13 protein-coding genes are annotated in these 15282 nt (G+C 36.6%); 12 read left to right on the top strand and 1 reads right to left on the bottom strand.

The genetic code is table 11. The annotated features are described in order from the left end of the window. Positions 1 to 186 precede the first annotated feature (186 nt). The 7 genes from hflX to BT999_RS00860 all read left to right on the top strand — a co-directional run bounded on the left by hflX (position 187) and on the right by BT999_RS00860 (position 7436). Positions 187 to 1866, top strand: coding sequence for a GTPase HflX (gene hflX / locus BT999_RS00830; RefSeq protein ID WP_072695513.1), 1680 nt, complete (start codon positions 187 to 189; stop codon positions 1864 to 1866). Next, the gene (locus BT999_RS00835; RefSeq protein ID WP_072695515.1) at positions 1863 to 2795 is read left to right on the top strand and encodes a sirohydrochlorin cobaltochelatase; all 933 of its coding nucleotides are present in this window, start codon (positions 1863 to 1865) and stop codon (positions 2793 to 2795) included. Before hflX ends, BT999_RS00835 begins: the two co-directional genes overlap by 4 nt. Positions 2796 to 2870: 75 nt before the next feature. Then, positions 2871 to 3614, top strand: coding sequence for an AzlC family ABC transporter permease (locus BT999_RS00840; protein ID WP_072695517.1), 744 nt, complete (start codon positions 2871 to 2873; stop codon positions 3612 to 3614). Positions 3615 to 3681: 67 nt separating this feature from the next. Next, positions 3682 to 4044, top strand: a complete 363-nt coding sequence (locus tag BT999_RS00845) for an AzlD domain-containing protein (protein ID WP_072695519.1) — start codon at positions 3682 to 3684, stop codon at positions 4042 to 4044. Continuing rightward, on the top strand, positions 4045 to 4983 hold the full coding sequence (locus BT999_RS00850) for a histidine racemase CntK family protein (protein WP_072695521.1): 939 nt from the start codon (positions 4045 to 4047) through the stop codon (positions 4981 to 4983). Between the two features lie 75 nt (positions 4984 to 5058). Further along, the gene (locus BT999_RS00855) at positions 5059 to 5526 is read left to right on the top strand and encodes a chemotaxis protein CheX (protein WP_072695523.1); all 468 of its coding nucleotides are present in this window, start codon (positions 5059 to 5061) and stop codon (positions 5524 to 5526) included. A gap of 137 nt (positions 5527 to 5663) precedes the next feature. Further along, on the top strand, positions 5664 to 7436 hold the full coding sequence (locus tag BT999_RS00860; protein ID WP_072695525.1) for a methyl-accepting chemotaxis protein: 1773 nt from the start codon (positions 5664 to 5666) through the stop codon (positions 7434 to 7436). 227 nt (positions 7437 to 7663) lie between these two features. Here the strand turns inward: BT999_RS00860 and dnaA are convergent, their stop codons facing one another. Continuing rightward, positions 7664 to 9214, bottom strand: a complete 1551-nt coding sequence (gene dnaA / locus BT999_RS00865) for a chromosomal replication initiator protein DnaA (protein ID WP_072695527.1) — start codon at positions 9212 to 9214, stop codon at positions 7664 to 7666. A 700-nt stretch (positions 9215 to 9914) separates the two neighbouring features. Here dnaA and BT999_RS00870 point away from each other — a divergent pair. From BT999_RS00870 to murJ, 5 genes are all read left to right on the top strand, one after another. Further along, positions 9915 to 10745, top strand: a complete 831-nt coding sequence (locus BT999_RS00870; RefSeq protein WP_072695529.1) for an ABC transporter ATP-binding protein — start codon at positions 9915 to 9917, stop codon at positions 10743 to 10745. An 81-nt stretch (positions 10746 to 10826) separates the two neighbouring features. After that, positions 10827 to 11990: a SufB/SufD family protein gene (locus BT999_RS00875; protein WP_072695531.1), complete on the top strand. Its 1164-nt coding sequence runs from the start codon at positions 10827 to 10829 to the stop codon at positions 11988 to 11990. 204 nt (positions 11991 to 12194) lie between these two features. Next, positions 12195 to 12920, top strand: a complete 726-nt coding sequence (gene thyX, locus BT999_RS00880) for an FAD-dependent thymidylate synthase (RefSeq protein ID WP_072695533.1) — start codon at positions 12195 to 12197, stop codon at positions 12918 to 12920. Positions 12921 to 12961: 41 nt separating this feature from the next. Continuing rightward, entirely contained in the window at positions 12962 to 13591 is a 630-nt protein-coding gene (gene yihA / locus BT999_RS00885; RefSeq protein ID WP_072695535.1) for a ribosome biogenesis GTP-binding protein YihA/YsxC, read from the top strand. A 95-nt stretch (positions 13592 to 13686) separates the two neighbouring features. Further along, entirely contained in the window at positions 13687 to 15255 is a 1569-nt protein-coding gene (gene murJ / locus BT999_RS00890; protein WP_072695538.1) for a murein biosynthesis integral membrane protein MurJ, read from the top strand. Positions 15256 to 15282: the final 27 nt, after the last annotated feature.

Genomic DNA, 15282 nt, shown 5'->3' on the forward strand with positions numbered 1-15282 from the left:
CAAATTAAGACCATTGCAAAATCTCGTTTTGTGTATTTTTTCATTGTTTAAAAACATAACTATTTAATTTTTGAGGAGGCTACTATTTCTAAAATAGAAGGAAATCTTAACGGCTTAAAACCTAGTGAAATTAAAGCCTTAAATCGCCTTTATACAAGGCGTTATCCTGCTGATGCCCCTTATCGCTTGGAACAAGCAAGGGAGCTTGCGGCTTTATCTCGTTTAATCGGGCGACAAATTGCCTTGTTAATAGACCGTCAAGGACGTATAGAATTACTTATCGTCGGCGAACCCGGTCGTATCGTTATTCCCGAATTACCTCGTGCCAGAGGGGCAAGCGGGCGTTTGCGTGGTTTGCGTTTATTACATACACATTTAAACGATACTTTGCTTGATCAAGAAGACTTAATGGATATGCTCACTTCTCGCTTAGACAGCTTTTCTGTCTTAAGCGTTTCGGAGTGGGGCGAACCATTATTGCATCAACAAGCACACCTTTCGCCTGTTGTTAAGGAAAATCAAGAACTTTATCAAGTTCACCCGGCAGAACATTGGGAAAAAGCTTCGGTAAATCATACGGAACAAGTTTTAGCTTTGGAAAATGAACTCAGCCGAGTTTATACGGAAGCCCAATCTCTACAGGCGAATACAAAAGATGCTGTAGTTGGTTCTAAAAATATGGGGCGAGCGGTTTTGGTTTCCGTTTCCAATCAAACCAGAGACGAACAGGCTTCGTCTTTAGCCGAGCTTGAAGAACTTGCAAAAACAGCAGGCGTTGTTGTGGTCGGAACTTTGACCCAAAGAGTGCCTGTTGTAAACCCTAAATTTATTATGGGTAAGGGAAAGCTGATGGAACTTGAGGTGCTTGCATTGAGAACGCACGCATCTTTAATTATTTTTGATTCGGAATTAACAGCAACTCAACAGCGTAACTTGGCGAACCTTAGCGAACGCAAAATTTTAGACAGAACTCAATTGATTTTAAGTATATTTGCTCAAAGAGCGAGTTCAAAAGCCGGAAAATTACAAGTAGAATTGGCACAACTTAAATATACTCTACCTCGTTTAACCGGTGGGAATAAATCTTTTGACAGGTTAGCCGGCGGAATAGGCGGAAAGGGACCGGGAGAAACTCAACTTGAAACAGACCGCAGGCGTATCCGTGAACGTATAAGCAAAGTCAATACTGATTTAAAACAGTTACGCAACCAAAGAGCCTTAGCCAGAGACAGACGCTCAAAAGGGTTGATTCCCGTTGTTTCTTTGGTCGGTTATACTAATGCAGGTAAATCAACCTTATTAAATGTGTTAACTCGCTCTGATGTTTTGGCGGAAAACAAGCTTTTCGCTACTCTTGACCCAACGACAAGACGTTTGCGTTTTCCGCATGAACGTGAGTTGATTTTATCTGATACGGTTGGGTTTATTCGTTCTTTGCCGAAAGAACTTAAAGAAGCTTTTCAAGCGACCTTAGAAGAGCTTGAAAGTTCCGACTTGTTGATTCATGTGGTTGACACCTCTCACCCTGAATATGAAATGCAGATGAAATCAGTAGAAAAAATCTTGGCAGAGATGGAATTAAACGATAAAAACTCTTTATTGGTGTTTAATAAATGTGATAAATTAGACGAAGAAACGTTGGGGATTTTGAAAAATCAATATCCCAAGGCAGTGTTTATTTCCGCATTGAATAGTTTTGGACTTTTGGAGTTAAATAAAGCTATTTTGGAAAATTTACACTGGGAGCATTGGTTAAAACAAACCCAAGGTAATATGGTTTCAACAGATGAAACAAGGTCTGACCTTGATGAAGAATATTTGAAAGAGTTATTGAATAATTCGCACAGTGAGTACAGAATACAGTGAAAAAAGCGATATTAATTATTGTTGTGGGTTCAACCGCTCTTGAGGCTCAAGAAACTTTAAGGCGTTTTTGTGAAAAAGTGCAAGTAGCGTTTGTTGATGCCGATGTTTTTTTGGCGTTTACTTCTGATAGAGTAAGACAGCTTTTAAAACAAGAAGGTAGAGAGGTTTATTCCATAGAAGAAAATTTACAGCGAATTTATGATAAAGGTTATAATCAAACGGTTATTCAACCGATGTATACACTTTCCGGTGTGGAATATAATGAACTCATTAAAATCGTTGAACTTTTTACAAGCAAAGTAAAAGAAGGCAAGGCAACATTTAAAATTCAATTAGGTTCTTCGCTTTTGCCTTTACAAAAAATATCTATGGTTCATACAAATCAAGTAAGCGATTATCAAGATACCCAAAGTTCTCCAAATTCCCAAAGCGTTATAGATAGATATTATAATGAATTTATTGTTGATTTAGAGAAAATTTCCTCGGCTTTAATTGGGGAACTTCCTTCGGAGCGAAAAGCTTATGAGCCGGTTATTTGGATGGGACACGGTAGCCCCGATACTTCTGATCTAGCTTATGCCGCTTTGTCAAAGGCAATAAAAAACTCAGATAGTTTGGGGTTTGTTGCCACTTTAGACGGTAAAATCAAGCTTGAAACGATTTTGCCCGAGCTTTTGAATTGTTTGGCGAAAGTGCAAAAGCAATATCCTAATGAAACCATTCATGTCTGGCTTATTCCTCTTTTATCTATAGTGGGTCGGCATGTTTTAGAGGATATGGTGGGTGAGAACAATCATTCTTGGAAAAGCCGTTTGGAAAAAGCGGGAATTAGCGTTAAAGTTGATTTAACCGCTTTGGTTGATAATGATAAAATCGCCCAGATGTGGATAGATAAAGTAAGGGTTGCTTTTAAGCTTTTGGCAGAGTAAATAGAGCTTTGTTTTAAATATTTCACTTTTTAACTTTATAAACCTTAGGCTGTTGAAAGGTCTAATTTTAATAATATGATAGAAGCTAACTCTCAACAAAAATCGCAAAAATCTTTTTATTTAGAAGTAAGTAGTGGCATGAAAAGGGCTATTCCTATTGTATTAAGCTATTTCCCCGTTTCTTTTGCTTTTGGTGTTTTAGCTTCGCAAGCAGGACTAACCCCTTTGGAAGCTTTGGCTATGGGGGTTTTGGTTTTTGCAGGTTCAGGTCAGTTTATAGGAATAGGGCTTTTGGCCGGCGGTGCGAGTATTGCTAGTATTATTTTTACTACTTTTATTATTAATCTTAGACATTTATTGATGTCAGCCGCGATTGCTCCATATTTATCCAAATGGTCTCGTTTTTATCAATGTTTATTTGCCTATGAAATGACCGATGAAACTTTTGCGGTCAATATTGCTTATTGTGGTCAAGAAAAGGGTAAAGATGTTGATTTTAGCCCTAATATCGTTGAAACAATTTCTTTAAATATGTTTTCTCATTTCGCTTGGTTTGGTGGTGGTTTTTTAGGGGCTTTGTTTGGCGATGTGTTGGGCGATGTGAAACAATATGGTTTTGATTTTGCAATAACGGGTATGTTTATTGCTTTGGTTGTTCCTTTATTGAAAAACAAAACCTTTTGTATTGTCGCTTGTTTAGCCGGTCTTCTGTCTGTTTTATTGTTGATGGCGGGCGAAAAACAGTGGAATATAATGATAGCAACTATTTTGGCGGCGACTATAGGTTCTTTTTTGCCAACTGATCAAAAAGACCAATGATTTTTAGAGCTTCTAATCTTTTTTTATGTAAATATAATTTTTTTATAATTGATGAAAAGGATCAATAATGTTTAGCCTCGATCACGCCATATTAATTTTAGGCATGGCAGCCGTAACATATTTTTCAAGGGCAACCCCTCTTTTACTTTTATCCGGTAAAAGGCTTAATCCTTTTATTGAACGCTGGCTTAAGTGTGTGCCTGCTGCGGTTTTAACGGCTATGCTTGTGCCTGATTTAATTATGAATAAAGCTGATACAAGCACTTTGTTTTTGAGCTTTCAAAATCCTTTTATTTTGGCGGCGATACCGAGTTTTTTAATAGCCCGTTTTCGTGGCGGTTTTTTTGCTCCTGTTTTAACCGGGGTTGGAACTTTAGCTTTTTTACGTTATTTAAGCACAAATAGCGCACTATTTAAGGGGCTTTTTTAAATGCGTATATTAAAATTTTATAAATTTTTACCGGGTGGAAACTCTACGATTTTAATCGAAGATCAGGGGTTTAGCGATAAAGAACGTGTAATGATTGCTGATGAGTTAATGAAAGCTGATAGGCTTTGTGCTGAACAAGTTGGTTTTATTAGTTTCGGCGGTAATGGGGTTGAGCCAAAAATTGAAATGATGGGTGGTGAGTTTTGTGGAAATGCTTGCCGTACTTTTGGGGCTTTACTTGCGTTAAAACATAAACTTAAGCCTGATAGTACAACAATTGATTTTTTGTCTTCTTACGCTGATAGATTCGATTCTTTGAGCGGAACTCTTTTAAGTTCGGGTATTGATACAGCGATTGAAGTTAAGATTTTTTTAGATAAAAACGAGCCTTCGTTATATACCTCGGAAGTATTTATTTGTCTTGATTTAAGTGAGGCTCCTGTTTTCAAAAATGGAGTTAAGTATTTAGATAAGGGTGCATTTTTAATTGAGCTTAATGGGATAGTCCATCTTATTTTAGACCAAGAGATTTATAAAAAATATGATGCAAAAGGGCAAGAAATTGACCTTATTCAAGAAGCCGAAAAGTTGAGAGCTCGATTTAATTTGAATGATTATACGGCGGTTGGAGTAATTTGGGCTGATTTAAACATTGAAAATTGTGAAATTACGCCGGTGATTTGGGTAAAAACCATGAATACGGCACATCTTGAAACCGCTTGTGCGTCTGGTTCTTTAGCCTTGGCGTTATATCATTATTATAATTTGCAAAAAAATATAGACTCAGGCTTAAATTTTAATATAATACAACCAAGTTTTTCTGTTTTAAAAATATTTTTGTCTGTTGAGACAGGTTTAAAGGCTTGGTTAGGCGGAGAAGTTAAATTTATTGCCGCCGGAGAATGTTTTTTGGATTCAGATATAAATCTTATTGTCTAGTTTTTTATCTTTACCTGAAACAGACTTTGATTTAAAATGATAGATATGCTTATATACTTTTATTGAGAGGATAAAGTGAGTTCAGATCTTAATATAGCAAAACCTTTTATTGATGCCGTTGTTGTTATTTTGTCGACTATGGCGGGAATTAAACCAAAAGTAGGTACTCCGTTTGTAAAAAAAGACAAACAGGCAACGGGAGATGTTACCGGGTTTATTACACTATCAGGAGACAAAAGCGGAAGTATCGCCGTATCGTTTGAGCTTCCCTGTGCGTTAGCGTTAGTTCGGGGTTTGCTGGGTGATGATGTTGAAGATATTATCCAAGACGCTGAAGATGCGGTTGGCGAAGTTACTAATATGATTTCAGGTCGAGCAAGAGCGAAACTTTCGGAACAGGGAATAACAATGAGCGGTTCTACACCGACAACCTATTTTGAACCGGGTCTTGAAATTCCGCATATTATAGAAAGCGGAAGGGTGATTGCTATTCCTTTTAATACCGAATATGGCGATTTTTCCGTTGAGTTTTGTTTTAGCTAACTTAAATAACTTTATATAGATAATAGTTTTGTATCAGCCTTTGTATAAAATATTTGATTTTAATGTAAAATTCGCCTATATTTTATTTGTGGTGGTTATATTTTAATATTATTATTTATATCAAGGAGCTTGCTTTTATGTTCTCTAACTTGAGTACAATGTTTAAGATTATGATCGTTGTTATTGTTATGACAATAGGTATGTCAGCAATAAGCTTTATTGCTTTATCCGGCTTATACCGTGTAGATGCGATAACCAACAAAGTCGTAGATACAGAACTTCCGGGTATGATGGCAACGGATAGCACTTTAATGTCTATAATGGACATTACTCGTTTAGAGAAAAATATAGTATTGGAGCAAGATCAAGAAAAAATAAAAGTATACTTGGAGGAATTACGTTCTCTTTATACTCAATTATCCAATAATTTAAGTTTGATGGATAAATTTTATTATACTTCTGCCGGCGTTAACAGTATGACGGAATTACGCACATTGGTCGATAATTGGCTTACGGAACATAAAAAAGTTGTTGAACTTGGTGTATTAGAAGGTGGACATGAAGATATTTTTATTCAGGCTCGTGCTTTGTCAACAGGAATTGTAAAAGATAAGTTAAATTCATTGCAAAAAGCTTTAGAGTCTTTATCTAAGGTTAAAGTTGATGTAATTAGAAACGGTTCTGAGGAAGCAGGAAGATTATTTGATTTTGCACAAATTACCGTTATTTCTGCTACAGTAATTTCTATTTTGGTAGGGTTGTTTTTTGGTTGGTTGATTTCTAAAAATATTATGAAACAACTTGGTGCAGAGCCTAATGACATTGGGATTTTAGCTGATAAAATAGCCGGTGGTGCTTTAGATACAAAATTTGATAAGACGATTACTTTTGGTGTTTATAATGCCATAAATCGTATGACCGACAACTTGAAAGCCAAAATATTAGAAGCAGAAGATGCAAAAATACGGGCAGGGCAGGAATCAGAACTTGCTAAACAAGCAGCAAAAGAAGCAGAAGAAGCAAAGCGTATGGCAGAAAATGCTAAACGTGAGGGAATGTTACACGCAGCAGGACAGCTAGAAGAGGTTGTAGGGCGTATGACTTCGGCTTCAACTCAACTCAGTATTAATGTTGATGAAGCCAACCGTGGTGCAGGTGTTCAAAAACAACGCGTTAGTGAATCTGTTGTGGCAATGGAAAAAATGAACGCTACAATTATGGACGTTGCTCGTAAAGCCGCAAACACTTCCGAGTTGTCCTTGGCAACTAGAAGTAAAGCCATAGAAGGTTCGACTATTGTTAATAAAGTTGTTGGTGCAATAGGGATTATCAAAACGCAGTCAGATACTTTGAAAGAAGAAATGAGCAGTTTGTCAAAACAGGCTGATGATATTGGTCAAATCATGAATGTAATTTCGGATATTGCCGATCAGACTAACTTGTTGGCGCTAAACGCCGCAATAGAAGCCGCCAGAGCCGGAGAGGCCGGGCGTGGTTTTGCCGTTGTTGCCGACGAAGTGCGTAAGCTGGCTGAAAAAACCATGCAGGCAACAGAGCAAGTAGGTAATGCGATTAACGGCATTCAAAACGGAACTCAACGCAGTCGCAATAGCGTTGATACCTCTGTAAAAACAGTAATAGAAACCACAGAGCTTGCCGGACATTCCGGTGCTGCTTTAAATGAAATTGTAGAATTGGTTGGAACAGCCGCAGATCAGGTGCATTCAATTGCAATCGCCAGTGAAGAAGAGTCTGCCGCCAGCTCTGAAATAACCACAGGTATGGAATTCATTAATACTCTTGCCGACGAATTGTCTCATTCCATGGAACAGTCGCATATCGCTGTTAATGAAGTTGCACAACAAGCCAATACAATTCAGAATATTATTCATGAAATGAAAAAAGCATAATTATTTTTTCTACTAATAAAAAAAAGCCTCTTAATTTTTAAGGGGCTTTTTTTGTTTATAATGATATTATTGAAAAACTATATCAGTATTAATTTTAGCTACGTTTGCTTGAATGTTTTTTCAGATAAAGCCACTTATAGCTTTGCATGACTCTAATTAATTTAAGAGATAAGTTTGCCTGACTGTCTTTTAAGTCGAAGGCGTTTAGAGTTTATGTATAATAGACTCTAATTATAGCTCATGCTGTTTTGTTCAATAAGAGATATAGTGCGTTTAAGCTGCATTCCGAGTTGGGTTTTTCTGTTCATTTCTTCTTCTAATGAGGTGATTCCTTTGATAACGCTTGAATGTTTTCTGTTGAAGCGTTCACCAATCTGTTGGAGGGAAAGGTCTGTATATTTGCGAGCGAGAAAATAAGCTGTATTACGGGCGAATACATATTCTCTTTTACGGCTCTTAGATGAAATTTGTTCAGGAGTGAGTTGTAGCCCCTGGCATATTTTTTCTAAAATCTCATTAAAACTGAGCTTTACTTCTGAATTAATATAATTTTTTAAAATATCCATTGCCATATTTAAGTCGACGGGAGCATTAAGCAATTTGGCTTTTAACACCAGATTTTGAATACAACCTTCGATTTTTCTTATGTCGCTTTGAATGTGTGAGGCGAGAAGTTCGGTAACTTGTTCGGGTAAAACAACTTGATGTAATTTAGATTTTTCTTGAATAATTTTAACTCTGGTTTGCAAGTTGGGACGTTCGATATTGGCGATAATACCTGATGAAAAGCGTGAAATAAGTTGGTCGTCAATGTCGTGTAGCTCTTTTGGAGAAAAAGAACTTGATAAAACAACACGCCCACCTCGTTCGGTTATTGCTTTAAGAGAGGCAAGCAACTCGTCTTGTATTTTTTGTTTTCCTTGTAAAAAGTGAACATCTTCAAGCAATAAAATATCGAGCTCTCTAAATTTTTCTTTAAAGCTGCTAGTGGAATGATTCTTTAACGTTGCGACAAATTGAGAACAAAACTCTTCTGCTGTTAAATAGGCAGTATTAAGCTTTTGTTTGTTTGCCGAATTTTCAAGAAGCTGTCCTGATGCTTGGGTTAAATGGGTTTTTCCAAGCCCGGGTGCAGAATTTAAAAATAAAATATTTGCAAAACAATTATTTGTACAAAGGCTTTTTGAGGCAGCATAAGCAAATTCGTTGGAAGCTCCAACCACAAAACTATCAAAGGAATAACGCCAAGAAAAGTTATTTTTAGACGTTCTTTTATAGTCTAAACCTTGGTAAGTAACAGGTAGGCCGAGTTGTGTGATTTTTTCGGCTGATAGTTCGGTTTTTGTGGGTTGTGTGCCCTGTGTGAGTGGTGATATTGTTTGTGGGTTACAATTTTCAAAAGAAGACAAAACCTCAACATAGTCTGTTTTAGGCGTTTGGGAGGGGAGTTTATAAGAGCTTGGAACAGGCAAGGGCATAAGAGAGTTTGTTCCTGCTTCGTCTTTGCTGTTTGGTGGGGAAGATGAAAGGCTTAGATCGCAAGCATTTAAAACCGCGAAACGTAAAACGGTATCTTGTTCTAAAATATTGTCGGCGACTTCTTTAATAATAGTCGCAAACCTTTCTTTAACCGCATTAACAACAAAGGTGTTTTTTGCCTTAATGGTTAAAATATTATCATTAATTTCGCCCTCGAGCTTAGACACCCAAATATTAAACAATCCGGGGTCTAAACAATGCTCAAGCACTTGTAATATTTCTTGCCATCTTTTTTGCATGTTGTTCTTCTACTCTGTTGTGTGTTTTTATACAAATTTGAAAATGCATTACAGTTCAAAAAAAAATATCTTCTATACACAAATTTTTTTTCAATCTAACATATTGAAATTATGTATATTTATCTTTGAGTGCCGATAATCTACGCCTGTGTTAAAGTCTACTGAAAAAGGGGTTATCAGACCTGTCAAGCGTTGTTTCCACATGTATTGATAAAAAGTTTTCCACAGGTATATTCTTTTAAATCTTGTTTTTTGTTATAAATATATCAAAAAATCTTTTTACTCTTCTAAAGATTTTTTAAAGTAAGTCTGTATTGTTGATTATTTTGTTGATTATAATTGTTTTTGTTATAGATTTTTCTATCAAGGAGTGATATTTTTAAAATATATTATTTTTTTTGAGCAATAAAAAATATTTTTTTGTTTAGCTTTGTAGTTAATAGACTCTAATTTTAAAATATGATATTTTAATAAATATTAAAACAACTGATTTTTTTGTAATATAAAATTCACCAATAAGAGTCGTTGTCTAAAAATTAATCTAAAAATCAAGATAGTTAGATTAATTTTGTAGCATGAAAAATTTAATATGCGGTTTTGTATCTTTTATGTTGACGAATATGATAATAATGATTATCGTTATCACATAAATGTTTATCAGTCTGAATATTTACTTAACTAAAAAATATAAGGAACAATTATGTTAGAGATAAAAGATTTACATGTTAATATCGGAGATGTCGAAGTTTTAAGAGGCATTAATCTTACTATTGATGCCGGTGAAACTTTTATTTTATTTGGTCCAAACGGTTCGGGAAAAACCACGCTATTAATGACTTTAATGGGCTTTAATAACTATAAAGTTACTTCAGGAAAAATTATATTTAAAGGCGAAGATATTACTGATGCCCCTATGTACGATCGTGCGAGAATGGGTATGGGTATGTCTTTCCAACGTCCTCCGACTATTCATGGTTTAAAAACCAGACATTTGGTTGAAATGTGTGGACAAGGCAGAAAGGTGCCGGTTGATGATTTGGCCGCACAGGTAAACTTTGATCGTTTTTTAGAACGTGATGTAAACGCCGGTTTTTCAGGTGGTGAAATTAAACGCTCAGAACTTTTACAACTTATGGCTCAACAACCAGATTTGGTGCTTTTTGACGAACCTGAATCAGGCGTTGACCTTGAAAATATGGTGTTAATCGGTCAAACCGCACGCAAACTTTTAGACGGATCGGTTCAGCCAGCCTCTTGCTCCGGTGCTGCTTTGTTTTCCAATAAAGAAAGCATGAAATCGTTGAAAGCGAAATGTAGCACCGCCGGTTTGATTATTACTCATACCGGTTATATCCTACAGTATGTTAATGCAGACCGAGGTCAAGTAATGTTTAACGGACAATTGTGTTGCGAAGCCAGACCGTTGGATATTTTGGATCATGTGCGTCAATATGGTTATAAAGAATGTATGCGTTGTTTTTCCAATGATAATACCTGTAGTCCTCTGCCTGATATGACTTCTAAAAAATAGAGATAATATCTTTATTTATTTCGCTTAAATTCTTTTAGCCTGAAAATTAGGCTCTTTAATATAAAATAAAGGGGAAAATCAATGAGTTCTTCAATAGAATTAACTAAATATAACTTTAATGACGGTCAGGAAAGTCAAATCAGCGATTTGCGTAACTTGAACAACGCCGATAAAAAACGCTTGCTGTTTGCTGGTATTGACGTTGAAGCAAAAAACAGTGCCGGAACTTTTATGCACTTAAACCACTCAGGCGTTCATTGTCAAAGTCGCCACGAAGGGCTTGAAATACTTGATATTAAAAGTGCATTGAAGAAATATGACGGCTTACCCGAATATTTTTGGAAAATGGTAAACCCTGAAAAAGACGAATTTACTCGTGCGGCAAAAGAACATTTGCATGGCGGTTATTTTATTCGTGTTAGAAAAGGGGTAAAAATCACCGAACCTGTCCAGTCATGCCTTTTTATCAGGGGTAAAAACGTAGGGCAAAACGTGCATAACATTGTTGTAGTGGAAGAAGGTGCAGAGCTTCATGTTTTAACGGGCTGTGCCACTTCTGAAGATTCTAAACATACGGCACATATGGGTATTTCTGAATTTTATGTACATAAAGGCGGAAAGCTTACTTTTACCATGATTCATAACTGGGGCGAAGATGCTTTGGTGCGTCCGCGTTCTGCCGGAATGATGGACGAAGACGCTGTTTTCATTAATAACTATGTGTTGTTAAAACCTGTTACCGATTTACAGATGTATCCGAGTATTTCTTTAAACGGTGCGAATAGCGTAGCACGTTTTAGCTCTGTGGTTGTTGCTCCCGAAGGTTCTCATATTGATAGCGGTAACCGTATATTATTGAATGCCCCAAAGACACGCGGTGAAATCGTGGCACGTACTTTAACCACAGGCGGAACAATTATTAACCGTGGTTTTATCGGCGGACATGCACCAACAGCCAAGGGACATTTGGAGTGTAAGGGTTTAATTTTAGGAGAGGGTAGAATTTACGCAATTCCTGAACTTGATGCGACTGTTGACGGGGTTGACTTATCTCACGAAGCAGCCGTTGGAAAAATAGCCCAAGAAGAAATAGAATATTTAATGGCGAGAGGGCTTGATGAAGATCAGGCAACCTCAACAATTGTACGCGGTTTCTTAAATGTTGATATTATGGGATTGCCTAAAGAATTGGAAACAGCCATTCAGTCTCAGATTGATCAGCTTAATTCCGGCAACGCCATGTAAGTTTATTTTACTTAACTTATTTTGTGTCGAGTCTTTTTGAGGCTCGACACTTTTTCGTTTATAGAACAAAAACTTTTTAGTCTGTTCTTGCTTAATTTTTTGATTGTTCTTAAAACCTCTTTATATAATTTTGTCTCTCTGATATTATATGGCGTTATATGCTTAAAGCGTACATTGTCTTAATCATCAAAATAAGGATTTTATATGCCACCTGTATCTTGTAACGTAAAAATATTAAATCATACTCCCGAACCGCTTGCCTTAATATATGCCGCATTTCGTCAATGTTATCACTCAGGATATATTGTTGATATGTGGGAGCGGTTGTTGAGCGGGGCTGTTTCTAAAGAAGAACAGGCGGAATTTGTGCGTAAGGTAATAGAAAGCGGACATACCAGCCCGATTGAGCATGTCAGTTTTACTTTTGCCGCCGAGGGAATTTCCAGAGCTTTGAGTCATCAGCTTGTACGCCATCGTATTGCCTCTTACTCGCAACAAAGTCAGCGTTATGTTAACGCTTCGGCTTTTAACTATATTTTGCCGCCTGCTATTGCGAAAAACCCAGAAGCGAAAGCCTGTTTTGAAAAATGTATGTTGGATATCACCAAAGCTTATGGGGAATTAAAAGAATTATTGGAAAAAGATGGGCGTGGCGACAAAGCTAAAGAAGATGCACGTTTTGTTCTACCTCAGGCAACGGAAACGCGTATTGTTTTTACCATGAACTGTCGCTCTTTGTTAAACTTTTTTGAACATCGCTGTTGTTTAAGGGCTCAATGGGAAATTCGCCATTTGGCAGAGCTTATGCTTGAAGAATGTAAAGAAGTACTGCCGGTTGTTTTTCAATATGCCGGAGCAAAATGTGAAAGCCTTGGTTATTGTCCTGAAAGCGAAAAATTTACTTGCGGGCGTTATCCTCAAAAAAGTTAAATATATTACAGCAGTTAAATAAAAAACAAAAAGATTGAATTATGACAGAAAATATTGATATTACAAAGTTATTTATAGGCATTGAGTTAAAAGCAACAATTTTTAATTTAAAACAATTAGATGAGAACAGTGAATTAACAGACTTGCCTCATCTGGCTTTAGTCGGGCGTTCCAACGTTGGTAAATCAAGTTTGCTCAACTGTTTGGCGGGGCGGAAATCATTAGCCAAAGTTAGTGCCAGCCCGGGAAAAACTCGCAGTATTAATTTGTACCAAGGGCATGATTATAAAGGAATTCCGCTATTGTTGGCAGATCTACCCGGTTATGGTTATGCAAAGTGTAGTCATTCCGAACGAGAATCTTGGCGAAAGCTGATAGAATATTACTTTGATAATGCACAAGGATTAAAAGGACTTATCTTATTATTAGATAGTCGGATTGCACCGCAAGATTCAGATAAAGAAATGGCAAGATATGCTTTAAATAGAGGAATGTTTTTAGTTCCCGTGCTGACTAAAGTTGATAAAATAAATCAGCGTGAAAGGTCTTTAAGACAAAATGAATGGGAAAATATTTTAAATATTACTCCTCTTTTGGTGTCTAGTAAGAACCGCTTTGGAGTTATTAAAATGTGTGAAAAAATGTTGGAACTGTTAGAAATAAGCGTTTAAAGCAAAAGAGTGAATATTCCAGTTTTTACTTGAGACTATTGCACAATAATTCAAAAATAATTTCATAACATAATAATATTCTTGGTTTAAATTTAATGTCTATTTTTACACGCAACCAACATTTAGGTTTAGCCTCTCTGATTTTATCTCTTAGTATTTTATTGTCTCGCTTTATGGGCTTAATCAGGTTTAAGGTGATTTCATATTTTTATGGGGTCAATATTGATACGGATATTTATTTTGCCGCTTTTGCTATTCCTGATTTTATTAATTATTTGTTGGCGGGCGGTTATTTTTCTATTACTTTAATTCCGCTTTTATCGGAAAGTTTTGCCAAAGACCAAGATGATGCATGGACTTTTTATTCTGCCGTTTTTAACTGGGTTAGTTTGGCTATTCTGAGTTTAACAGTAGTGGCGTGGATTTTTGCTTTTGAACTGGCTCGTTTTAGTTTTCCTCTTTTAAGCGTAAGCGAACTTGAACGCTTAACATATTATACGCGCATTATTTTGCCTGCTCAGGCGATGTTTTTGCCGGGTGCTTGTTTTACGGCTTTATTATATTTGCGTAAACAGTTTGTTGTTCCCGCTTTGACCCCTTTAATTTATAATGGTTCTATTATTTTGGGTGGAATAGGGGCATATTATTTCGTGCCTGATGCCGGAATGGAAGGATTTTGTTGGGGTGTTGTTGTTGGTGCGGGGCTTGGAAGTTTGATTTTGCCTTATTTTACGGCTTTAAGCGGTGGTTTAAAGTTGCGTTTAGCGTTGTTCCACCCTTTGCTTAAGCGTTTTATCATTTTAGCCCTTCCTTTAATGCTAGGGCAATCGATAGTTGCCTTAGACGAACAAATGTTGCGTATTTTTGGAGGATTGGCAGCGGTTGGATCGGTGAGCTTATTATCTTACGCCCAAAAAGTTATGCAAGTGCCTGTTGCGGTTTTTGCTCAAGCGGCGGGGGCGGCTTCTTACCCTTTTCTTGCTTCTCTGGCGGCGAAAGGCGATGAGGTTGCATTTTCCGAAACTTTGGCACGCTCGCTAAAAAATACCTTTTTAATGATAACTCCGGTTGCTGTTTTAATGATTGTTACGGCCGAACCGATTATTAAATTATTGTTTGAACAGGGTGAATTTAAGAATACTCTTGAATGTGCGATTTTATTGCAAATTATGTTGTTGGTTGTACCTTTATGGGGTGTTCAACAACTACTTGGCAGGGCGTTTTATTCACGGCAAGATACTTTAACTCCGGCTATTTTGGGAACAATTACTACCGCAGTCTCGGTCTTTTTTTATTGGCAAGGTGCTGTGCGTTACGGAGCTAGAGGGGTGGCGATTGCAACTTGTATTGCCTTATTTTTATATACTTTTGCCTTAATCGTAGTTTGGAGCTTTAAGTTTGGCTCTCGAGTTTTTTCGGGTATTAAACTAACTTTGTTAAAAAGCTTGGGGTCTTCTATTTTGGCGGGCTTAGTTTCACATTTTCTTTTTATTTCAATATATTACTCAAACGAATTTCAAACTATAGTGGGTAATAAGTTTCTTTTTGCATTTTTGACGTTATGTTTGGTGAGTTTTGTGTTTGCCCTGGTGCATCTATCTTGCAATAAGGTTTTAGGTTTACCGTTTTTACCTCTTATGTTTTTCTCTAAAAAGAATAAGTAGATTTTATTTTCCTATTGTTTTTATTTA

This window comes from Desulfovibrio litoralis DSM 11393 (assembly GCF_900143255.1).
GTDB lineage: Bacteria > Desulfobacterota > Desulfovibrionia > Desulfovibrionales > Desulfovibrionaceae > Frigididesulfovibrio_A > Frigididesulfovibrio_A litoralis.

What these genes read in the sequence shown, in the direction of transcription:
- yihA (WP_072695535.1), top strand. Translation starts at nt 12,962, where the DNA reads ATGACAGAAAATATTGATATTACAAAGTTATTTATAGGCATTGAGTTA.
- BT999_RS00870 (WP_072695529.1), top strand. Translation starts at nt 9,915, where the DNA reads ATGTTAGAGATAAAAGATTTACATGTTAATATCGGAGATGTCGAAGTT.
- BT999_RS00840 (WP_072695517.1), top strand. Translation starts at nt 2,871, where the DNA reads ATGATAGAAGCTAACTCTCAACAAAAATCGCAAAAATCTTTTTATTTA.
- murJ (WP_072695538.1), top strand. Translation starts at nt 13,687, where the DNA reads ATGTCTATTTTTACACGCAACCAACATTTAGGTTTAGCCTCTCTGATT.
- BT999_RS00850 (WP_072695521.1), top strand. Translation starts at nt 4,045, where the DNA reads ATGCGTATATTAAAATTTTATAAATTTTTACCGGGTGGAAACTCTACG.
- thyX (WP_072695533.1), top strand. Translation starts at nt 12,195, where the DNA reads ATGCCACCTGTATCTTGTAACGTAAAAATATTAAATCATACTCCCGAA.
- BT999_RS00860 (WP_072695525.1), top strand. Translation starts at nt 5,664, where the DNA reads ATGTTCTCTAACTTGAGTACAATGTTTAAGATTATGATCGTTGTTATT.
- dnaA (WP_072695527.1), bottom strand. Translation starts at nt 9,214, where the DNA reads ATGCAAAAAAGATGGCAAGAAATATTACAAGTGCTTGAGCATTGTTTA.
- BT999_RS00875 (WP_072695531.1), top strand. Translation starts at nt 10,827, where the DNA reads ATGAGTTCTTCAATAGAATTAACTAAATATAACTTTAATGACGGTCAG.
- BT999_RS00845 (WP_072695519.1), top strand. Translation starts at nt 3,682, where the DNA reads ATGTTTAGCCTCGATCACGCCATATTAATTTTAGGCATGGCAGCCGTA.